This is a genomic window from Nocardia sp. NPDC004123 (genome assembly GCF_053603795.1).
This window is the reverse complement of sequence record NZ_JBSGGG010000004.1, coordinates 295,734-315,467: the sequence shown is the minus strand read 5'-3', so window position 1 is coordinate 315,467 and position 19,734 is coordinate 295,734. Positions and strand designations below refer to the sequence as shown.

Genomic DNA, 19,734 nt, shown 5'->3' with positions numbered 1-19,734 from the left:
GATGTCACGATCTGCCGGGCGGACGCCGCCCGGCATGCCCAAGGAGACCGGTCATGGCACGGATCCGACGCCACACATCCGCCCTCGCCGTCCAGGCGAACGCGGCCGACGAGCGCTATCGTCTCGCGGCGTTCATCAAACGGTCGATCAACAAGGTCTTCCCCACGCACTGGTCGTTCCTGCTCGGTGAGATCGCCCTGTACAGCTTCATCATCCTGGTGCTGACCGGCGTCTATCTGACGCTGTACTTCGATCCGTCGATGACCGACGTGGTCTACAACGGGCCGTATCAGCCGCTGCGCGGAGTCACGATGTCCCGGGCCTACGAATCCACCCTGAACATCTCCTTCGAAGTCCGTGGCGGCCTGTTCATCCGTCAGGTCCACCACTGGGCCGCACTGCTGTTCGTCGCCTCGATGATCGTGCACCTGTTCCGCGTCTTCTTCACCGGCGGGTTCCGCAAACCACGCGAGGCCAACTGGGTGATCGGCGCCATCCTGTTGATCCTGGCCATGTTCGAGGGCTTCTTCGGCTATTCGCTGCCCGACGATCTGCTCTCGGGCACCGGGCTGCGGCTGGCCTTCGGCGGCATCACGATGGGCCTGCCCGTCATCGGCACCTGGCTGCACTGGATGCTCTTCGGCGGCGACTTCCCCGGCGACATCATCGTGCCCCGCATGTTCATCACCCACGTGCTGCTGATCCCCGGCATCATGCTCGCCCTGATCGCCGCTCACATCGCCCTGGTCTGGTATCAGAAGCACACGCAATACCCCGGTCCGGCACGAACCGAACGCAACGTGATCGGCACTCGGATCGTGCCGGTCTTCTCCCTGGACCAGGGCGCGTTCTTCGCGTTCACGCTGGCCGCGCTGGCACTCATGGGCGGCCTGCTGCAGATCAATCCGATCTGGAACCTCGGCCCCTACAACCCCTCCCAGGTGTCGGCGGGATCGCAACCGGACTTCTACATGATGTGGACCGAGGGTCTGGCCCGCACCATGCCACCGTGGGAACTGTATCTGGGCCGCTACACCATCCCCGCCGCATTCTGGGTCGCCCTCATCATGGGCCTGATCTTCGCGGTGCTGATCGTCTATCCGTGGATCGAGAAGCGCCTCACCGGCGACACCGCCCGCCACAACCTGCTGCAACGTCCCCGGGATGTGCCGGTGCGCACCGGCATCGGTGCCATGTCCATCACCACCTATGTGATCCTGACCTTGATGGGCGCCAACGACATCATCGCCTACAAGTTCCACATCTCCCTCAACGCAACCACCTGGGCGGGACGCATCGGCATCCTGCTGCTGCCGCCGCTGGCCTACTTCATCGCCTACCGGATCTGCGTCGGATTGCAGCGAGCCGACCGGACCGTACTCGAGCACGGCATCGAAACCGGCGTTATTCGTCGCCTCCCCCATGGCGAATACATCGAGCTGCACCAAGCACTCGGCCCCGTCGACGACCACGGCCACCCAATCCCATTGGACTACCAGGGCGCACCGGTGCCGAAGAAGATGAACCGACTCGGGATCGCCGGCAGACCCGGCAGCGGCAGCTTCTTCGTCGCCGACCCACCCGACCAAGTCGCGGCCCTCCGCCAGGCCGACCACGCCGCCGAATCGGCCCAGCTGACAGTCCTACGGACCTACCAGCAGCGCATCACGGCACAGGAACAGTCCACGGACGGGACACCGGATGGCCGTGTGCCGACAGACTCCGCGGACGGGACTCGCCGGACAACCCACCGGTCCGGGGTTTGACCAGCGGATGAACGGGCATTGCCCCACTATGTTCACAATCATCGGGCTCATCGCTCTGCTGGGTGCTGTGACCGTGGGCGTGGCCGGGATCCAGGCCAACAGCGGTGGCGCACATGCGCTTCCCAATGGCTTCGCCGTTTTCGACCACACCTATCACGGATCCGCCGGGCTGCTGTTCGCCTACGGAATCCTGATCGGCGCGATCGGCACGGCGGGATTCATCCTCACGCTGGCCGGAATCTGGACCACGTCGCGGCGCGGCACGGTCGCGCGGCGCGAGCTGCGCCGGTCGCGGCGCGAGATGGCAGCGGCGCGAAAGGAACTCGCGAAACCGGCACCGGCGGCCACGGCGGCGCGTAACGTGAAGCAGCCCCGAAAGCAGGCGGTTCCCATGGCCGAGACGACGCCGAAACGTGTATTCGCGAAGCCGAATTGGTCGGTCAACCGCTTCCTCAACCGTCCGGGGACACCCGCGAAAACCGAATCCGCCGCCAAATAGGACTCCGGTCCGCAGAGGACAATCGAATGCTCGCCGTGCTCGGCCTCGCGTTGCTCGACGCGGGCTGGCTCATCGCCACCCCGGCCCTCACCGCCCTCGGCATCATCGTGCTGACCGTGGCGCTGATCCGCTGGCTGCTGGGCGCACCCGCCCGCTACCTCGCCCATCCCCGATACTGATCGGAACCGACTGCACCGACCGGGATTCGCCCGGTCGGCTAGCGTCGCTGACATGACGGTGACGGTGCTGGTTCCCGACGACCATGGTTTCGCGACGATCTCCCGGCTCGAGGGGGCGCGGCCGGTGCGCTACACCCTCGGCGCGCCGCTGCCCGCCGGGGCGGACGCGGCGGAGGTGCTGGTGCCCGCCTTCCTGGCCGGCCGGCCGAAGAGCCTGGCGCTGGCGCGGTCGCTGCCGAAGCTGCGGCTGGTGCAGCTGCTGACCGCGGGCGCCGAGGCCTGGGTGGGCGAGCTGCCGGATCAGGTGATGATCTCGACGGCCCGGGGTGCGCACGGGGCGAGCACCGCCGAGTGGACGATCACCGGATTGCTCACGGTCTACCGGGAATTCACCGAATTCGCCGTGGCCCAGCGCGAGCACCGCTGGATTCAGCACCGCACGGACACCTTGCACGGCAAGCGAATCCTGATCATCGGTGCGGGTGATCTGGCGACGGAATTGCGCCGCATGCTGCTGCCGTTCGACACCACAGTCGAACTGGTCGGGACGCAGGCCCGGGAGGGCGTGCACGGCGTCGGCGAAATCCCCGACCTGCTCCCGCATTTCGATGCGGTCGTGCTCATGGTTCCGGTCACCACGGCCACCATCGGCATGGTCGACGCGGCGTTCCTGGCCCGCATGCCCGACCGCGCGATTCTCGTCAATGCCGCCCGCGGCCCCGTGGTGCGGAGCGACGACCTGCTGGCCGAACTGCAATCCGGCCGGCTGCGCGCCATCCTCGACGTCACCGATCCGGAACCGCTGCCCGCCGGCCACCCGCTGTGGGACGCACCGGGCCTGCTGCTCACCCCGCACGTCGGCGGCAGCAGCAGCGGAAACCTGCAGCGCGGCTGGGCCATCGCCACCGCGGAGATCGCACGCTACCTGGCGGGCGAGCCGCCACAGAACCTCATCAACGGCGAATACTGAACCGGCGCAGCCGATCCCACCCCGCTACAGGGTGTCCTTCCCGATCGGCCGATTGATGCCACGCCACTCACGCTCCCAGCGCGCATAGCGTCTGGCGTCGAACACCGTGCCCGTGAACCACACGGTCGCGGCGGCCGCACACCACGTCTCGACCAGTACCGCGAGCCCGGTCCCGATCCCCTCGGCGGCCGCGGCTCCCGGCCGTGCGGGCGCCTGCGTCGGCTGCCCGTTCTTGATCCAGACCGTCACCGTGGCCCCGGCGACCTGCGGCCCGGGCACGTCCACGGTGGCGGTCTCGGTCTTGCCGTCGCTGTTCCACTGCACGGGCGCCTGATACCGCGCCTGATTGCCCGCGTAATGATCCGAATCCGGCAGCCGCACGGCATCCGCGGTCTCGGTGGCCGTCACCCTGACCTTCCCCGCATCCTGCGCCGCGATCCGATCCTGCGCGCCGGTATAGCTCACGCTCCCCACCGCCCCCGCCACCGGCACCGCCGCGGCCACGACCACCACGGCCACCGCCCGCAGCACCACCTCGGCCCGATCCGAGACACGCAGCAGCGGATTCCGGTTCCACGGCCGCACCCGCCAGAGCCGAGTCGGCAACGAAGGACGCATCGACACCTGGACCGCCTCTCTCCACGCGCCGTCGTACCGCTTACATAGGTAGCTCTACCCCATTCGATACGCCACCAACCGGCCGAACGTCAAGGTCAGCGCGTCGTGACTCCGCCACGGACCAGCCAAATCCCACGTCACACACACATCGGCGGCCGAAGCGCACCTCCACTGGTCGACGACCCGGTCCAGCGGCGGCCGGAAGTTGCTCGGGCGTTCCCGCGCGAGCAGCTCCCGGCGCGCCTGCGGGTCGACGGCGTGCGCCATTTCCGCGCTTCGCCGCACGGTGAACGCGTCGATGCCACGGCACCTGGCCTGCTCGGTGTATTCGTCGATGACGCACAGTGATTCACGGTTCGGAACACGGACCTCGGCCCGTTCACCGGCCGCTCTCCGGCGTTCGACATCGAGTTCGATGGCAGCGAAGCCGACGAGAGGCGACGAACGCGACTTCGTCGCTGTTTACAGCCGGTGGCCTGGCACGAATTCGTAGGTGTCGAGCACCAGGCCGTCACCGATCTTTCGTGTGTCGACCAGGTGCAGCGGCTTCTTGTCGCTGGTCTCGTCGAAGAGACGCAGGCCGGTTCCCAGCACGGCCGGGAAAATTACCAGCCGCAGTTCATCGGCCAGGTTCTGTGCGATCAATGTGCGCACGAGCTGATAGCTGCCGTAGACCAGGATTTCCCCGTCCACGTTCCGTTTCAGCTCCGAAATCTCCTTTACCGCATCGCCATTGAGGACCGTGGTGTTGCTCCACTGAGAATGTTCGAGAGTCGACGACACGACGTACTTGGGGATGCTGTTCATTCTGTCCGCCCACTCGCGGCTTACGCGGACCTCCGCGCCATCGCGCATCCGGGACTCGAACCACGCACTGCTCCGCCTGCCCAGCAGTAGCGCCTCGGCACCCAGCAGTTCCTCCGTCTCGTTGGCGGCCCAGTCTTCGAGGTCCTTGCCCCCGACGAACTGGTGGAACCAGCCGCCCAGCTCGAAGCCTTCCTGGCCGTCCGGGTCCTGGACCACTCCATCGAGTGTGGCGTTGGTGCTGATGACGATCTTGCCCATTTCCGTGCTCCTTTGACAATGTTGTCGGCTATCACTGGTCCAGACGCCGCAGCATCGGAAAAGGAGGCGCTCCGCGACCGCCCCGTTCGCGCCTCGGCCGGCGTCCATACGGCGTGGAACTGCACACAAGGAATGAGGTGGCGAGAGTGGAGTTGGCGAGAACGGACCTGATGTCGAGGGCGCAGGCCGGCGACGGCGAGGCATTCCGAGCGCTGACCGAGCCACACCGTCGCGAGCTACAGGTGCACTGCTACCGAATGCTCGGATCGTTTCAGGATGCCGAGGACGCTCTCCAGGACACGATGCTCGCCGCTTGGCGAGGTCTCGAACGATTCGACGGGCGCGCCTCACTTCGCACCTGGCTCTACCGCATCGCCACCAACCGGTGCCTCGACGCGCTGCGCTCTGCTCGCCGACGTCCCGCGAAGCAGTGGGACATCCCGGGAATCGAACTACCGGAACCCACTGGACTCGGCGAAATCCACTGGCTCGAGCCCTATCCCGACGACCTGCTGGACAGTGCGATCGGTGTGCCGCTCGGTCCGGAGGCGCGCTACGAGCAGACCGAATCCATTTCCCTGGCCTTTGTAACCGCCCTGCAGATCTTGCCGCCTCGCCAGCTCGCCGTCCTCATCCTGCGCGACGTCCTCGGATTCCACGCGAACGAGGTAGCCGACATGCTGGACACGACCGTCGAATCGGTCAAAAGCGCCCTCAAACGCGCGCGTGCGGGAATGCAGCGCCGACTGCCGGTGACCACTGCCCGCGAGCAGCCGCCCGCTGGCGACTCACCTGCCGAGCACGCGATCGTGGCGAAGTTCGTCAGCGCCTACGAAGCTGCCGACATCGACGCGTTGGTGGCTCTGTTGACCGACGACGTCTTCATGTCGATGCCACCGATGCCGCTGGAATACCAGGGCCGAGACCTCGTGGCCCGCTTCTTCGCACTCATTTTCGGCTCGGCACAGAGATTCGAACTGGTGCCGACGCGAGCCAACGGTCAGCCGGCCTTCGGGGTCTACCGACACCCCTCCATCGGCATCCACGGATCCGGCCTCTTTGTCCTCACCCTGGCCGGCGACCGAATCGGCGCCATGACCCGCTTCGAAAGCACTGTCCTCCCCACATTCGGACTGCCGCAATACCTCCCGAGTGCGCAGTAGACCGCCTTCGCTGAGAGTTGGACGCTGATTTGAGTCCGCTCGAGCCGCGGCGTGATGATCATGGTTGGCCGGGAGCAGCGTTCGGAGCGGGTTGTTGTGTGAAATCGGTTTGGTGACAGTGAAATTCGATACGGGTCAAGGGTGGGTACCGGCTCCGGGCTGGCCGGCCGTGACGTCGCTGGTCGGGTGCGGGGTGAGGAGATGTCGGTGCAGGAAGGACAGTTCTGCTTCGACAGTCTCTTCGTGGGCTTCGAGATAGGTTGCGTAGTGTCCGCCGGGTACGCGAACGAGCTCTGAGCGTGGGGCTCGGGCGGCGACGCGGAGTGCGGGGGCGGTGAGGGCGGATCGGTCCTGGTTGCAGGCGATGACCAGGAGGGGGCAGTGGATGTGGGAGGCGTGGCGGCCGGGCCGGTAGAGGGCGGTGCGGAGGGCCGAGCGGGCGGCTACGGATTGTTGCCAGGCCGGGTATCTGCCGTGCGGGTCGAGGGCATGCGGCATGTCCGGGGCGTCCGGTGTCGTGAGGGCCGCGACGGTTCCCGGGGCGCCGACCAGGGGAATCAGCAGGGGTGACCTGCCGGCCAGACCGGCGGCGATGTCGAGGAGGGCGCGGGCGGTGAAGCGCAGCAGGGCGAGGGGTCTCTGGTGGCGAGAGGCGTTGCGGGAGATCGCGGGTCCATCGGCGTGAGGCGATTGGGCGATCGCGGCCGCCACGCCCGGGTGATGCGCTGCGATGTTCAGGACGTGGCCGCCCGACAGCGAGTGGCCCCACAGGGCTAGCTTGGCCGGGTCGACTTCCGGTAGGGCCGAGGCGAATTCGATGGCAGCCCGCCAGTCGTCGAGTTGCTCGCGGATGCGGACGAGCTGGCGGGGCATGCCGCCGCTGTCGCCGAGGTGCCGATAGTCGAAGGCGAGAACGGTGAATCCGGCCTGATGGAACCGTTCGGCGAAACGGTCGGCGCCTGGCTCCTTGGTGACCGCGATGGCTCCGGCCATGATCACGCAGGCGCCGTTGGTTCCTGGATAATGCCAGGCCACGCATTCGTCACTGCCACTGGTGAAGCGACGCTTCTCACGTTCGATGGACATTCGCACACCGGCCTTTCGGTGGGTCCTGGATACCAAGAAGTGAACCACCTGGTTCACTTCATGTCAACGGCGAGGACTCCCGCTGTAATACCGTGCGGGACAGAGCTATTCGACGGCAGCCTCTTCCCGGTCCAGGGCGCGGGACAGCGCCTCGAGCCCGGTCTCGGCTCCGGCGGTATCCCCGCTGGTCAGCCAGTCGATCAGGAAGCCACGCAGGGCCGCCAGGATCAGCTCGGCCACCTCCCGCTTCCGGCGCTCCGGCCAAGCCACGGGACACAGCGAAAGCAACAGCGGCAGATACTGCTTCGAGGCCTCCCGGCCCAGTGCGGCATGCCGCTGCGGGTCGTACATCGCCAGTCCGATGGCCTGATCGAGAACTCGCAGCCCGGTTTCCGCGTCGACCAGCACCGGCCACAGCGCCCGCACCCGCGCCGACAGCGTCGGTTGCTGCCGGTCGAGTATCGCGAAGGCGGCGCCGATCCGCCGGTCCCGCAACCGCACGATCGCCTGCGCGAGCAGATCGTCGACGCCGTCGAAGTGGTAGAGCAGCACCTTGTGGGTGGTGCCGGCCGCCCGCGCCGCCCGCCGCAGCGAGAAATCCACCAGGCCGTTGGCCGCGAGATCGTCGGTGACCCGGTCGAGCAGGTCGTCGCGCCGGGCGGTACCGCGGGCCGAACCCGTGGATCGCCGGTAGCCCGCGGGCCCCGGAGTGCCGGGCTCGGTGTCCGCTTCCTCGGACTGGGACGGTGTCGTACGGGCCATGCGGATGAACCTACCCGCGGCGGGGCGGCGAGCTCAGCGCACGTAGGACAGGATGCTCATCATGCCCGCTTCTCCGTGGTAGGCGTTGTGGCAGTGCAGCATCCATTGACCGGGGTTGTCGGCGTCGAGGTCGACTTCGACCGTCTGCATGGGCAGCACGATGGAGGTGTCCTTGCGCGGCCCGGATCCGGCCCGGTTGACGAACTGGAAGGTGTGGCCGTGCAGGTGCATGGGGTGGTACATCATGGTCTGGTTGCGGAAGCGCAGGCGGATCCGTTGCCCCTGGGAGACATTCAGGGCGGTGTGGTCGGGGTAGGCCTTGCCGTTGATGGTCCAGATATATTTCTTCGTGTCGGAGCCGAGGGTGACGTCGAGGGTCTGGTCGGGCTGCTTCGCCTGCAGGCGAACCGGTTCCGCGGCGGTGAGGCGATCGGCCGTCAGCGGCGCCACCGCGAGTTCGGCCGATTGCACGTCGGCCGGGGGTGGGGTGCCGCCGCCGGTGCGGATCAGCGCGAATCCGCGGCCCGTCTTGCCTTCCGCCGCGGCGACCAGCGGGAAGACGCCGTCCGCCAGTTCGACGATGACGTCGAAGCGTTCGCCCATGCTGATGAGCAGGCTGGAGGTGGTGATCGGCTGCACCGGGAAACCGTCGGTGTGGGTGACCCGCAGCTGATGTCCGCCGACGGCGACCCGGAACGCCGTGTCCGCGGCGGCATTGATGATCCGCAGCCGGATGCGCTGCCCCGGTCGCGCGGTGACGACGGCGGGGTCGCTGCTCAGGCGGCCGTTGATCAGGAAGTACGGGTAGGTGACGTCGCCGGCGTCGGAGCCGAGCGGCGCGTTCGGGTCGGCGGGCATGGACATTCCGCCCGAGCCCATGGTCATGCCGTCGTGGTTCATGCCCGGCATCGCGCCCATGGCCATGCCCGCCATGCCCTTGTCCCGCAGCGCCTGCAACTCCTTGTCCGGGTCACGCCCGTTCACGCCGTCGAGCCAATCGTCGAGCACCACAACGGCTTCGGTGTCGTAGTCGCGGCCGTCGGCCGGATCCTCGATGATGAGCGGCGCGTACATGCCTCGATCGAGTTGCACCCCGACGTGCGGGTGGAAGAAGTACGTGCCGGAGTCCGGCGCGGTGAACTCGTAACCGAAACTGCCTCCGGCCGCGATCGGCGCCTGGGTGACATCGGGGACGCCGTCCATATCGTTGCGCAGGGCGATGCCGTGCCAGTGCACCGTGGTCGGCGCCGGAAGCGCGTTGATGACGTTGGCGCGCACCACCTCACCTTTGGCGATGCGGATTTCCGGGCCGGGCACCGTGCCTCCGAAGGCCCAGGTCGGCACCTGGACGCCACCGAGGTCGACGGTGGTCGGCTCGGCACGCAATGTCACGTCGCGGACGGTGGCGCCGGCCGCGCGACGCGCGGCCTCGGCGGCCCGGACAGCCTCGGAATCGGGCTGCACGAGGCTGGGCGCGGCTGTCGTGTTCTTCGTGCACGCGGCCAGCGTCGCGGCGGCCGCGGCACCCGCTCCGAGCGCTAGGAATCCGCGCCGACTCAGTGGCGACGCGAGTGGAAATCGATTGGAGGACATGGCTTCTCCCTGGTTGGTCGAATGTGGGGCACGCCACGCGGTGGTCGGCGGCGGCCGGGATCAAGAAGTCGGCCGCGACCGGTGGGCGCGGCGGACCTGTCAGATCCGCAGAATCGACAGTTCGGCCAGGGTGGGGACCGTCCACGGCGGTGGACGGGCTCGATGGATTCGCCGGGCCGGGAAGTTCGGTGGGCGGGCGTCACGGGGCCGGTCTCCGGCCCAGTGCAGCAGTACGAGGCCGATCGCGACCGTCACGGCGGAGAGGACGAAGAATTCGCAGGCGTGGGTGAGCCCGTGCCCGCCGGGCTTGTCGCCGTGCATTCCCGCGTCGGGTCCCGGCTGCGGGACGGGGGGCATCGCCATCGTCGCCGAGGACATCTCGGAACCCGGCGTGCTGTGGTGCGCCGAGAACACACCCGCGTGCATGGCGGCGATCCCGACCAGGAGCGCCAGCACTCCGAGCAGCCGGACGTATCCGGTCACTCGCGGCGCAACGCGCTGATCAGCCACGTCAGCCAGCATAGCCCGACTTGACATGCCACCCCCCGGGGGTATCGGCAAGGAGCCTGACGCACGGTCGCCCGCATCACAGCACACAGACTTGAACATACCCCAGTGGGGTATTAACTTCTCCCATGTCGAACCATCCACCCACTGAGGAGCCACGAGATGTGCGAATGCGACTGTCCCCGCCCCCGCGACCCGCCCCAGCCCGTCTCCAGGAAGTGATTCCGATGCGTTCCGCGCCCATGCTCACCTCGCTCCTCCGCAACCGCGACTACCTGCGACTGTTCACCGCCCAGGTCTCCGGGCTCTTCGGTACCGGATTGACCACCGTCGCACTGGGATTGCTCGCCTACGACCTCGCCGGCGGTGGTGCCGCCGCGGTCCTCGGCACCGCGCTCACCATCAAGATGCTCGTCTACGTCACGGTCGCGCCGATCGTGGCCGCGTACGCCGATCGCTTTCCCCGCCGGGCCTTCCTGACGGCCCTGCACCTCACGCGCGCCGCCGTCGTCCTGGCGCTGCCGTTCATCGACCAGATCTGGCAGATCTACGTGCTCATCGCGGTCCTCCAAACCGCTTCCGCCGCATACACACCGACCTATCAGGCAGTCATCCCCGACATCCTGCCCGCTGAGCGGGAATACACCCGGGCGCTTTCGGCCGCGCAGCTGGCCGCCACCATGGAGACCCTGCTCAGCCCGATGCTCGCGGCCGCCGCGCTGACGATCATGAGCTTCCACTGGCTGTTCGCCGGCACCGCCATCGGATTCGCCGTCTCGACCGCACTGGTCATCGCGACCAGGATCCCGAACGCGACCGCCACCAGCGGAGACTCGTTCCGGGAGCGGATCACGGTGGGCCTGCGGATCTTCGCCGCGACGCCGCGCCTGCGCGGGCTGCTCGGCCTGAACCTGGTGGTGGCCGCCGCGGACTCGATCATCATGGTCAACACGGTCAACTACGTCCGCGACACCCTCGGCGGCACTCAGACCGGAGTGGTAATGCTGCTGGCGGCCAATGGATTCGGCACCATGCTCGTGGCCCTGTCGCTCCCCCGGGTGCTCGATCGCATCGGCGCTCGACCGGTCATGCTCACGGGCGCGGCCATCCTGCTGGCCGGTCTCGGCGCGGCCATCGCACTGTCGCTCGCCGGCTCGGGTGACTGGCGGTGGGGCGCGGCCATCGCGGTGTGGGCGACCGTCGGCGCGGGCACTGCCGCGATCCTGACCCCGACCGGCCAGGTGCTGCGCAGCTCCTCGCAACCCGCCGACCGCCCCGCCGTCTTCGCCGCCCAGTTCTCGCTCTCGCACCTGGCCTGGCTACTCACCTACCCGGTCACCGGATGGCTCACCACCACAACCGGATTCACCACCACCTGGGTGACGCTGGCGGTGTTCGCCACCGTGGGAATCGCGGTCGCCCACCGGATGTGGCCTCGCCACGACCCGGAGCAGGTAATTCCCCCGCACATCGAGCCTCGCCCGCAGGCCACCGCGGACCAGCGACCCGAACTCGCCACCGCAGCCTGACCATCCCGATCGCCGCGCCGCCCAGCTTCCGGGCGGCGCGGCGGCGTGCATCCATCGACCGCTACTTCCAGGTCAGCAGCTCACCGACCGAGAGCCTGCCGTTCGGAATCGCATTCGGCGCACCCGCCGGCAGCGGATCCGGGTACCCGAGGGCGATGGCATGCCGCGGCAGCCATCCCGACGCGAGCTCGAGCAATTCGGCTGCGCGAGAAACATTCTCGGCGGGATACAACGTGGTCGGGCAACTGCCGAGCCCCTGTCCGGCGGCGGCCAGACACAGCGACTGGGTCAGCCGGCCCATGTCGAACTCGGTGTCGGCGAAGCCGTTGTCCTGCGAGGCCAGGACCAGCACCAGGGGCGCGGCGGCCAGATGGACGGCATAGCCGCCGAGCCGGGCCAGCTCCCCCCGCGCCGCCGAATCGGTGACGGCGACGAAGCGCCAGGGCTGCCGATTGCGCGCGGAGCCGGTCCAGCGGGCCGTGTCGATGATGCGCTCGACCACGGGGATCGATACGGGATCCGCCCGGAAATGTCGCACCGCCCGCAGTCCCCGGATCGCTTCATCCACTCGGCAACCCTATCGGCTCGAGCGGTGCGCGGAGATTGCCGACCCGATGTCCGGGTACCCGCCGAACATCGGCACCTGCACCGAAGGGGACGCATCATGCCCGATAGCCGGTGAACCGGCGGTGCGCCGCTCATGCGGCTCTCGGTCCGGGCGCGGCGGAAGTGGTTCCCTTCCGCCGAATGTTCGTTTCTTCTCCCCGCTTGCCGCTTACCCTCGCCCGTGCCGGGTAAGCGGGCGGTATGGAACTTGTACATCTCGATCTCCGTGCCGGACCGTACGCTGTTCCGGTTCCGCCGATCCGGCCGTCGGAACCGATCCCGCCGGTGGAGCCGGGGCAGCCCATTCCGGAACCCGCGCCGCCCGTGCCCTTCCCCGCACCCGGACCACCGATTCCGGCGCCGCCGGATCCGCTTCCGGAGCCCGGGCCATCGGAACCTATTCCGCAGCTGCGCCCGCGGCTGCCGTCGGGTTGGGTAGCTCCACCGGGCTGTCGGTCAGGGTGATGCGGCGGCCGTGGTGGGTCAGGGTGACGCTGTCGCCGGATTCGAGCCGGTAGGTGGTCGACTCAGCGGTGATGTGGACGGATATCCGGCTGCCGTGCCACAGGATTCGGAAGCACAGCCGATTCAGCTGCTCCGGGAGGCGCGGGGCGAAGCCGAGGTCGCCGTCGTGGTCGCGCATGCCGCCGAAGCCGCCGACGCAGGTGATCCAGGTACCTGCGACCGAGGCGATGTGGATGCCTGCGGCGACATCGTGGTGCAGGTCGTGCAGGTCGGTGAACGCGGCCTCACGGAAATAGTCGTAGGCGAGCGCGAGGTGACCGATCTCGGCGGCGAGGACGGCCTGGGTGCACGCCGACAGTGAGGAATCGCGGACGGTCAGCGGGTCGTAGTACTCGAAGTTGCGGATCTTCTGATCGCGACCGAAGGCGTTGGGGCACAGGTACATTGCCAGCACGAGGTCGGCCTGTTTGACCACCTGCTGGCGATACAGATCGAAATACGGGTAGTGCAGCAGCAGTGGATAGTTCTCCGGCGGGGTGGCGGCGAAATCCCATGGGGCGTACCGGGTGAACCCTTCGGACTGCTCGTGTACCCCGAGTTCGTCGTTGTAGGGCAGATACATGGAGTCGGCACAGTGACGCCAGCGGGTGAGTTCCGCAAGCTCCACACCGAGCCGTTCGGCCAGATCGGGCCGCCGCGTACAGGATTCGGCGGCCTCGCGCAGGTTCCGAGCCGCCATCAGATTGGTGTAGATGTTGTTGTCGGCCAGGGCGGAGTACTCGTCGGGACCGGTCACGCCGTCGATGCGGAAGTGCCCGGCCGAGTCGTCGTGGCCCAGGCTCACCCACAGCCGCGCCGTCTCGACCAGCAGCTCGACACCGCAGTCGGTCTCGAACTGCTCGTCGCCGGTCGCGTCCAGGTAGCGGGCGGTCGCGTCGGCGATATCGGCATTCACGTGGACGGCCGCGGTGGCGGTCGGCCAGTACCCGGACGCCTCCTCACCGTTGATCGACCGCCACGGGAACATCGCCCCGGCCTGCCCCAACTCCCGGGCCCGCTGCCGCGCCTGCCCGAGGGTCGAGTGCCGCCAGCGCAGCGCGTCACCCGCCGCCATCGGCATGGTGTACGTGAGCACCGGCAACACATAGGTTTCGGTGTCCCAGAATGCGTGGCCGTCGTATCCGGGACCGGTGAGGCCCTTCGCGGGAATCGCCCGCGCCTCACCGCGCGCGCCCGCCTGCAGCACATGGAACAGCGCGAATCGCACCGCCTGCTGCAGCTCGGGAGGGCCGTCCAGTTCGATGTCGGCCTGCGCCCAGAAGTCGTCGAGATAGGCGCGCTGACGGTCGAGCAGTTGTTGCCAGCCGATCTCCAGCCCGGCCGCGAGCGCGGCCTCCACCTGGGCCCGCAGCGCGGACGCCGAGCGCCGCGCCGACCACCCGTAAGCCAGAAACTTGGTGAGGCACAGGCGATCCCCCGCGGGTACGCCCGCGGCGATCGTCATCCGGGCGAGGTCGTCCTCGGCGCGCACATCGCAGCGGGTGGCCACCCTGACATCGAACTCGTGGTCCATCGCGGCCGCCATGCGCAGCTGCGACCGCCGGGTGTGATGGACCAGCACCGCGAAGAGGTCGCGCGCCACGGCGCACTCCCCCACGAGCGGGTGATCGAGCGCCGCGGCCAAGCGGGGATCGTCCGGTTTCACCGGATCCGGTTCATTGGCGAGCAGATCCGACTGCACGACCACCTCGAGATCGCCATCGAGCGGCTCGACCTCGTAGCGGATCGCCGCCAGCGCCCGCTCGGTGAACGACACCAGGCGCTCCGAACGAATCCGCACGCGGCGGCCGGTCGGCGAGGTCCACACGGTGGAGCGGCGCAGGGTGCCGGACCGGAAATCCAGGACGCGGTCGTGCTCGACCGTATTGCCGTAGCGCAGATCCATCGGCTCGTCCTCGACGAGCAATCGGATGATCTTGCCGTCGGTCACATTGACGACCGTCTGGCCCTCCGCCGGATAGCCGTATCCGGCTTCGGCGTACGGCATCTTCCGGGATTCGTATAAGCCGTTGAGATAGGTGCCCGGTTTGCCGACCGGTTCGCCCTCGTCGAGGGTGCCGCGCAGGCCGATGTGCCCGTTGGACAGCGCGAAGATCGATTCGGTGCGCTGCAGCGCATCGAGATCGAGCCCGCGCCAACGCAACTCCCAGGGCGCTACTTCGAATCTCGCATCACTCATGAGGATTCCTGCAAGTCGGCCAGGTCGTGGACGACGACGTCGGCTCCGGCCCGGTACAGCTGATCGGTATGGTCCGGGTCGCCGGTGCGGTCGACGCCGACGACGAATCCGAACGCGCCCGCGCGGCCGGCCTCCACTCCGGCGACCGCGTCTTCGAACACCGCCGCGGCCCGGGGATCGACGCCCAGGGCGTCCGCGCCCGCCAGGAACCCATCGGGTGCGGGCTTGCCGGGCAGCCCACGCTCCTCGAACGTGTTCCCGTCGATGCGGATCTCGGCGTAGCGATCCAGACCGGTGGCGGCCAGCACCGCCGCGGCGTTCGCCGACGAGGATACGATGCCGATCCGCAGACCGGCCCGCTGCACAGCGGTAAGATAGTGCACCGACCCGGGGAAGGCGCGCACGCCTTCTCGCTCGATCAGCGTGTGCACGAGCTCGTTCTTCTTCTCACCGATGCCATGCACGGTCTGCGCGTCGGGACCGTCTTCGTCGGAGCCCTCGGGCAGCTCGATGTCCCGAGACTTCAGGAATTCGCGCACTCCGTCCAACCGAGGTCTCCCATCCACGTACAGTTCGTAGTCCCGCTCCGAGAAGGGCTGGAATCCAGCGCCGCAGCGCTGGTGCAGAAAGTCGTCGAAAGCGCTCTTCCACGCCTGCTCGTGCACCCCGGCGGAGTCGGTCAGCACGCCGTCCATGTCGAACAACACCGCGCTGATCGCACCCGGCAGCCCCAGGCGGGTCCCGGTGTCCCGGTCGTCGTGGTCCATACCGGTGCCGTACCCGCGGCAACCTCGAACAAACACGATTCCCCTGGCGCGAGATGTTTCGCGGTGATTCTCCCGGTTACTCGACCGACTGCCGGCAGTCCGGCCGGCGCTCACGACAGCGGAAAGGCGAAAAACATGCTGATGCTCACCCCCACTGCCGTCGAGGCAGTTCGCGATATCACCTCCGGAGAAGGCGCGCCGCAGGACGCCGGACTGCGGATCTCCACCCCCGATGACGCCCAGAGCTTCCACCTGGCCGTCGCCGCCGAGCCGTCGCAGGACGACGAGGTGCTGACCGCCGAGGGAGCCCGCGTCTTCATGGACCGCAAGGCCGCCGAATTCTTCGACGACAAGATTCTCGACGCCGGCCTCGACGCGAAGGGTAATGCCACCTTCGTGGTCGGACCGCAGGCCGCCACCTCCTAGACCCGCCCGCGACCATGTCGGCGAATCTGGCTCGGAAACTGATCGAGTCGCACCTGGTGTCCGGTGCGATGACGCCGGGTGCGGAGATCGCGATCAGGATCGACCAGACACTGACCCAGGACGCCACCGGCACCTTGGTGATGCAGGAACTCGAGGCCTTGAACCTCGAGCGGGCGCGCACCGAGGTCAGCGTTCAGTACGTCGACCACAATCTGCTGCAGACCGATGAGAAGAACGCCGAGGACCACGAATATCTCCGCACGGCCGCCCAGCACTTCGGCCTGTGGTTCTCCAAGGCGGGCAACGGTGTATCGCACCCGACGCACATGCAGCGGTTCGGGATACCGGGCAAGACTCTCGCGGGTTCGGATTCGCACACTCCGGCGGCCGGTGCGCTGGGCATGCTGGCCATCGGAGTGGGCGGATTGGAAGTGGCGCTGGCGATTTCGGGTCGGCCGCTGCACCTGAGGATGCCCGAGGTGTGGGGTGTCCGGCTGGAAGGCGAACTGCCGCAGTGGTGTTCGGCCAAGGATGTCATTCTCGAGATGCTGCGCCGCCACGGCGTGAGCGGCGGGATCAACCGCATCATCGAGTATCACGGCCCGGGCCTGTCGAGTCTGTCGGCGATGGATCGCCATGTGATCGCGAACATGGGCGCCGAACTCGGGGCCACCACAACGGTATTCCCGAGCGACGCGGCCGTACAGGCCTTCCTCCGTGAGGAGGGACGCGAGAACGATTGGGTCGAGCTGGCCGCGGATGCCGACGCCGGTTACGACCTCGAGGACTCGATCGACCTGTCCACCGTCGAGCCACTCATCGCGAAGCCGTCCTCACCCGGCAACGTGGTGCCGGTACGCGAGGTCGCGGGCATCGATATCGCGCAGGCGGTGATCGGCTCCAGCGCCAATCCCGGCCTGCGCGATTTCGCGATCGCGGCGGCCATGGTGGCCGGGCGTCAGACCGTGCCACAGGTCAGTTTCGACGTGAACCCCACCTCGCGGGAGATCCTCACCGATCTGACCGCGATGGGGGCCGTCACCGACCTGGTGGCCGCCGGGGCTCGCATCCATCAGGCCGGATGCCTGGGCTGCATCGGCATGGGCCAGGCGCCGGCCGTGGGTCGCAACTCACTGCGCACCATGCCGCGCAACTTCCCCGGCCGCTCGGGCACGAAGGAGGACTCGGTCTGGCTGTGCTCGCCGGAAACCGCCGCGGCGTCGGCGCTCACCGGCGTGATCACCGATCCGCGGGAGTGGGCGCGCACCGTGCGCATGGACTACCCGAAGCTCGATCTGCCCGCACGCGCCGCGATCAACACCATGATGCTGGTCGCCCCCCTGGATCCGGAACAGGCCCGGCAGGTGCGGCCGGTGAAAGGGCCCAATATCTCCAGCCTGCCGCCCCTGGCCCCGCTGCCCGAACGGATCGAGGGGCCGGTGCTGCTGAAGGTCGGCGACAATATCTCGACGGACGAGATCTCTCCCGCCGGAGCACGGGCCCTGCCCTTCCGGTCCAACATCCCCAAGCTGGCAATGTTCACCTTCACCCAGATCGACGAGACCTATCCGGAACGGGCACAACGGGTTTCCGAATCCGGCCATCTGATCGTCGGCGGCGAGAACTACGGTCAGGGCTCCTCCCGCGAGCACGCCGCGATCACCCCCCGCTACCTCGGGCTGCGAGCGGTCATCGCCAAATCCTTCGCCCGCATCCACTGGCAGAACCTGGCCAACTTCGGTGTCCTGGCACTCGAATTCGCCGATCCCGCCGACTACGACGGCATCGACCGTGACGACTTCCTGCGCATCGACGATCCGGGCGAGATCGCGCACCGGACGACATTGCAGGTGCTCAACATGAGCAAGGAAACGACTTTCACCGTCCGGCATCGTCTTTCGCCACGACAGGTACAGGACGTCCTGGCCGGCGGCCTGATACCCCGCCTGGCGCAACGCGCGTAACCAACATGGAAGAGAGGTGTGCCGGGAACAGCGACAACGTCGAGCCCACGTAAGGCAAGTCTTCCGGAAAGGAGCCCACCATGCTGCGGCGAATTGCCCACCCCATGCTCGCGACCGTCTTCGTCGTCGACGGAATCGACACTCTCACCAATCCGGATCCCCGGGTCAAGACCGCGACCTCCGCAGTGCAGAAGGGCGAGCAGAAGCTCCCACCGCAGCTGGCGAAGTACCTGCCCGACGATCCGGGGCGCGTGGTCCGGATCAATGCGGCGGTCCGCATCGGCGGCGGTGTGCTGCTGGCGCTCGGAAAGCTGCCGCGGCTGTCCACCGCGGTGCTCGCCGCGACCGTGGTCCCCGCGGCGCTGTCCGAACCGGGATACTGGACCGAGGGGGACCCGGAGCGGCGCGCGGCGAAACGCACTGCGCTGCTGAAGGATATGAGCCTGCTGGGCGGCCTGCTGATCGCCTCCACCGATCGGCAGGGCAAGCCCTCGCTCGGCTGGCGCGGCCGTCGCGCCCTCGACAAGCTCCACTCGGAAACCGGCCCGGCTCACGATCGCGTCGCCCAGCTCGCCGATGCCGCGAAGGAACACGGACCGGAACTGGCCGCGACGATACGGGAGCAGGGCGAACGCCTCGCCGAGTCCGCCCGCGAGCATGGTCCCGAACTCGTTGCGGCAGTGCGTGATCGGGGTGAACGCCTCGCCGAGGCCGCACAGCTCCGCGGCGAACAGCTCGCGGAGACCACCCGTGATGTCGGCGCCCAGTGGGGCAGGACCGCCTCCGAACGCGGCGGCCATCTCCTCGATGCGGCGCGCGAGCACGGCGGCCACCTCGCCGAGAGCGCACGGGAACACGGCGGGCCGCTCGCGGACACCGTACGGGAGCACGGGGCACAGCTCGCCGGAACCGCGCGGGAGCAGGGCGCACAGCTGGCCACCACCGCGCGCGAGCGCGGCGGCCGGCTCGCACGGGCCGCGCGGGAACGCGGTGAGCGGGCGGCGGACGCGGCTCGCGACGCCGCCGGCCGGACACGATGACGGGAGCCGACACCATGACGTCTCAGCACGTCGTATCCCGAACGGCCCGAACGGGTTTGTGGTTGTGCGCGGCGGCGACGGCGGTCGCCGTCGCCGCCGGCTGCGCGAACAGCACCGCGCCGGGCGTTCCGGGAACCGGTGCGCCGCAGCCCTCCGGGCAGTCGTCCGGCGGGCCCACCATCACCGCGGATGCCGCGCAGCAGCTTTGCGACATGATCCGGTCCGAGGTCGACAAGTGGCGCGCCGACGGCCCCACTGAGGCACGACTGAAATTCAATGCCACCGTTCAGGATTGGGCGTTGCGCAACAACGGCGTGAATTTCGCGGTGATGCGCAATCGCTCGGTCATCGACCAGACCACCACGGCCACCTGCCCGGACGTCCGCGACGCGGCCGTGCAGGCGATCCAATTCCCGGACCTGGCTTCGGGATTGGTCGGCTTCTGACATCCGCCGGGGCGAGCCGTGCCGCCCCGGCGAGATTGGTCACC

At 68.2% G+C, this 19,734-nt stretch carries 19 protein-coding genes; 10 read left to right on the top strand and 9 right to left on the bottom strand.

Going from position 1 to position 19,734, the window contains the following annotated elements; translation table 11 throughout:
- Positions 1–53 precede the first annotated feature (53 nt).
- Genes qcrB through ACWEQQ_RS07645 form a run of 4 tightly spaced genes read left to right on the top strand, consistent with a single transcriptional unit; the run spans position 54 to position 3,414 of the window.
- Entirely contained in the window at positions 54–1,766 is a 1,713-nt protein-coding gene (gene qcrB, locus ACWEQQ_RS07660) for a cytochrome bc1 complex cytochrome b subunit (RefSeq protein WP_452338856.1), read from the top strand.
- 28 nt (positions 1,767–1,794) lie between these two features.
- Positions 1,795–2,265, top strand: coding sequence for a hypothetical protein (locus tag ACWEQQ_RS07655; RefSeq protein WP_452338857.1), 471 nt, complete (start codon positions 1,795–1,797; stop codon positions 2,263–2,265).
- Between the two features lie 26 nt (positions 2,266–2,291).
- On the top strand, positions 2,292–2,444 hold the full coding sequence (locus ACWEQQ_RS07650; protein ID WP_354850676.1) for a hypothetical protein: 153 nt from the start codon (positions 2,292–2,294) through the stop codon (positions 2,442–2,444).
- Between the two features lie 52 nt (positions 2,445–2,496).
- The gene (locus ACWEQQ_RS07645) at positions 2,497–3,414 is read left to right on the top strand and encodes a 2-hydroxyacid dehydrogenase (protein ID WP_452338858.1); all 918 of its coding nucleotides are present in this window, start codon (positions 2,497–2,499) and stop codon (positions 3,412–3,414) included.
- A 24-nt stretch (positions 3,415–3,438) separates the two neighbouring features.
- Here the strand turns inward: ACWEQQ_RS07645 and ACWEQQ_RS07640 are convergent, their stop codons facing one another.
- Positions 3,439–4,032: an Rv1733c family protein gene (locus ACWEQQ_RS07640; RefSeq protein ID WP_354850670.1), complete on the bottom strand. Its 594-nt coding sequence runs from the start codon at positions 4,030–4,032 to the stop codon at positions 3,439–3,441.
- Positions 4,033–4,494: 462 nt separating this feature from the next.
- A complete protein-coding gene (locus ACWEQQ_RS07635) occupies positions 4,495–5,097 on the bottom strand; it encodes a dihydrofolate reductase family protein (protein WP_452338860.1) in 603 nt (200 codons plus the stop codon).
- 152 nt (positions 5,098–5,249) lie between these two features.
- Between ACWEQQ_RS07635 and ACWEQQ_RS07630 the strand changes: the two genes are divergently transcribed.
- A complete protein-coding gene (locus ACWEQQ_RS07630) occupies positions 5,250–6,260 on the top strand; it encodes a sigma-70 family RNA polymerase sigma factor (protein WP_452347697.1) in 1,011 nt (336 codons plus the stop codon).
- A 135-nt stretch (positions 6,261–6,395) separates the two neighbouring features.
- On the opposite strand, the gene ACWEQQ_RS07625 is transcribed toward ACWEQQ_RS07630, so the two are convergent.
- The 4 genes from ACWEQQ_RS07625 to ACWEQQ_RS07610 all read right to left on the bottom strand — a co-directional run bounded on the left by ACWEQQ_RS07625 (position 6,396) and on the right by ACWEQQ_RS07610 (position 10,211).
- A complete protein-coding gene (locus ACWEQQ_RS07625) occupies positions 6,396–7,346 on the bottom strand; it encodes an alpha/beta hydrolase (RefSeq protein ID WP_452338861.1) in 951 nt (316 codons plus the stop codon).
- 105 nt (positions 7,347–7,451) lie between these two features.
- Positions 7,452–8,108 (bottom strand): TetR/AcrR family transcriptional regulator, encoded by a 657-nt coding sequence (locus ACWEQQ_RS07620; protein WP_452338862.1) that lies wholly within the window; start codon positions 8,106–8,108, stop codon positions 7,452–7,454.
- 33 nt (positions 8,109–8,141) lie between these two features.
- The gene (locus tag ACWEQQ_RS07615) at positions 8,142–9,701 is read right to left on the bottom strand and encodes a multicopper oxidase family protein (RefSeq protein WP_452347636.1); all 1,560 of its coding nucleotides are present in this window, start codon (positions 9,699–9,701) and stop codon (positions 8,142–8,144) included.
- A gap of 99 nt (positions 9,702–9,800) precedes the next feature.
- Positions 9,801–10,211 carry a DUF6153 family protein gene (locus tag ACWEQQ_RS07610; protein ID WP_452347635.1) on the bottom strand — a complete coding sequence of 137 codons (411 nt, stop codon included), beginning with the start codon at positions 10,209–10,211 and terminating at the stop codon, positions 9,801–9,803.
- 224 nt (positions 10,212–10,435) lie between these two features.
- Here ACWEQQ_RS07610 and ACWEQQ_RS07605 point away from each other — a divergent pair, with 224 nt between their 5' ends.
- On the top strand, positions 10,436–11,737 hold the full coding sequence (locus tag ACWEQQ_RS07605) for an MFS transporter (RefSeq protein WP_452347634.1): 1,302 nt from the start codon (positions 10,436–10,438) through the stop codon (positions 11,735–11,737).
- Positions 11,738–11,798: 61 nt separating this feature from the next.
- Here ACWEQQ_RS07605 and ACWEQQ_RS07600 read toward each other — a convergent pair whose 3' ends face one another.
- From ACWEQQ_RS07600 to ACWEQQ_RS07590, 3 genes are all read right to left on the bottom strand, one after another.
- Positions 11,799–12,305 (bottom strand): nitroreductase family protein, encoded by a 507-nt coding sequence (locus ACWEQQ_RS07600; protein WP_452347633.1) that lies wholly within the window; start codon positions 12,303–12,305, stop codon positions 11,799–11,801.
- A 435-nt stretch (positions 12,306–12,740) separates the two neighbouring features.
- A complete protein-coding gene (locus ACWEQQ_RS07595) occupies positions 12,741–15,047 on the bottom strand; it encodes a glycoside hydrolase family 65 protein (protein ID WP_452347632.1) in 2,307 nt (768 codons plus the stop codon).
- Positions 15,044–15,814, bottom strand: coding sequence for a beta-phosphoglucomutase family hydrolase (locus tag ACWEQQ_RS07590; RefSeq protein WP_452338868.1), 771 nt, complete (start codon positions 15,812–15,814; stop codon positions 15,044–15,046). Before ACWEQQ_RS07590 ends, ACWEQQ_RS07595 begins: the two co-directional genes overlap by 4 nt.
- 135 nt (positions 15,815–15,949) lie before the next feature.
- Here ACWEQQ_RS07590 and ACWEQQ_RS07585 point away from each other — a divergent pair, with 135 nt between their 5' ends.
- The 4 genes from ACWEQQ_RS07585 to ACWEQQ_RS07570 all read left to right on the top strand — a co-directional run bounded on the left by ACWEQQ_RS07585 (position 15,950) and on the right by ACWEQQ_RS07570 (position 19,690).
- Positions 15,950–16,240, top strand: coding sequence for a hypothetical protein (locus tag ACWEQQ_RS07585; RefSeq protein WP_452338869.1), 291 nt, complete (start codon positions 15,950–15,952; stop codon positions 16,238–16,240).
- 14 nt (positions 16,241–16,254) lie between these two features.
- Positions 16,255–18,204: an aconitate hydratase gene (locus ACWEQQ_RS07580; protein ID WP_452347631.1), complete on the top strand. Its 1,950-nt coding sequence runs from the start codon at positions 16,255–16,257 to the stop codon at positions 18,202–18,204.
- An 80-nt stretch (positions 18,205–18,284) separates the two neighbouring features.
- Positions 18,285–19,244, top strand: coding sequence for a DoxX family membrane protein (locus ACWEQQ_RS07575; protein WP_452347630.1), 960 nt, complete (start codon positions 18,285–18,287; stop codon positions 19,242–19,244).
- Positions 19,245–19,258: 14 nt separating this feature from the next.
- The gene (locus ACWEQQ_RS07570) at positions 19,259–19,690 is read left to right on the top strand and encodes a hypothetical protein (protein WP_452347629.1); all 432 of its coding nucleotides are present in this window, start codon (positions 19,259–19,261) and stop codon (positions 19,688–19,690) included.
- Positions 19,691–19,734 lie beyond the last annotated feature (44 nt).

What these genes read in the sequence shown, in the direction of transcription:
- ACWEQQ_RS07575 (WP_452347630.1), top strand. Translation starts at nt 18,285, where the DNA reads ATGCTGCGGCGAATTGCCCACCCCATGCTCGCGACCGTCTTCGTCGTC.
- ACWEQQ_RS07595 (WP_452347632.1), bottom strand. Translation starts at nt 15,047, where the DNA reads ATGAGTGATGCGAGATTCGAAGTAGCGCCCTGGGAGTTGCGTTGGCGC.
- ACWEQQ_RS07570 (WP_452347629.1), top strand. Translation starts at nt 19,259, where the DNA reads ATGACGTCTCAGCACGTCGTATCCCGAACGGCCCGAACGGGTTTGTGG.
- ACWEQQ_RS07625 (WP_452338861.1), bottom strand. Translation starts at nt 7,346, where the DNA reads ATGTCCATCGAACGTGAGAAGCGTCGCTTCACCAGTGGCAGTGACGAA.
- ACWEQQ_RS07605 (WP_452347634.1), top strand. Translation starts at nt 10,436, where the DNA reads ATGCGTTCCGCGCCCATGCTCACCTCGCTCCTCCGCAACCGCGACTAC.
- ACWEQQ_RS07635 (WP_452338860.1), bottom strand. Translation starts at nt 5,097, where the DNA reads ATGGGCAAGATCGTCATCAGCACCAACGCCACACTCGATGGAGTGGTC.
- ACWEQQ_RS07590 (WP_452338868.1), bottom strand. Translation starts at nt 15,814, where the DNA reads ATGGACCACGACGACCGGGACACCGGGACCCGCCTGGGGCTGCCGGGT.
- ACWEQQ_RS07650 (WP_354850676.1), top strand. Translation starts at nt 2,292, where the DNA reads ATGCTCGCCGTGCTCGGCCTCGCGTTGCTCGACGCGGGCTGGCTCATC.
- ACWEQQ_RS07645 (WP_452338858.1), top strand. Translation starts at nt 2,497, where the DNA reads ATGACGGTGACGGTGCTGGTTCCCGACGACCATGGTTTCGCGACGATC.
- ACWEQQ_RS07585 (WP_452338869.1), top strand. Translation starts at nt 15,950, where the DNA reads ATGCTGATGCTCACCCCCACTGCCGTCGAGGCAGTTCGCGATATCACC.
- ACWEQQ_RS07615 (WP_452347636.1), bottom strand. Translation starts at nt 9,701, where the DNA reads ATGTCCTCCAATCGATTTCCACTCGCGTCGCCACTGAGTCGGCGCGGA.
- ACWEQQ_RS07640 (WP_354850670.1), bottom strand. Translation starts at nt 4,032, where the DNA reads ATGCGTCCTTCGTTGCCGACTCGGCTCTGGCGGGTGCGGCCGTGGAAC.
- ACWEQQ_RS07655 (WP_452338857.1), top strand. Translation starts at nt 1,795, where the DNA reads ATGTTCACAATCATCGGGCTCATCGCTCTGCTGGGTGCTGTGACCGTG.
- ACWEQQ_RS07580 (WP_452347631.1), top strand. Translation starts at nt 16,255, where the DNA reads ATGTCGGCGAATCTGGCTCGGAAACTGATCGAGTCGCACCTGGTGTCC.
- ACWEQQ_RS07620 (WP_452338862.1), bottom strand. Translation starts at nt 8,108, where the DNA reads ATGGCCCGTACGACACCGTCCCAGTCCGAGGAAGCGGACACCGAGCCC.
- qcrB (WP_452338856.1), top strand. Translation starts at nt 54, where the DNA reads ATGGCACGGATCCGACGCCACACATCCGCCCTCGCCGTCCAGGCGAAC.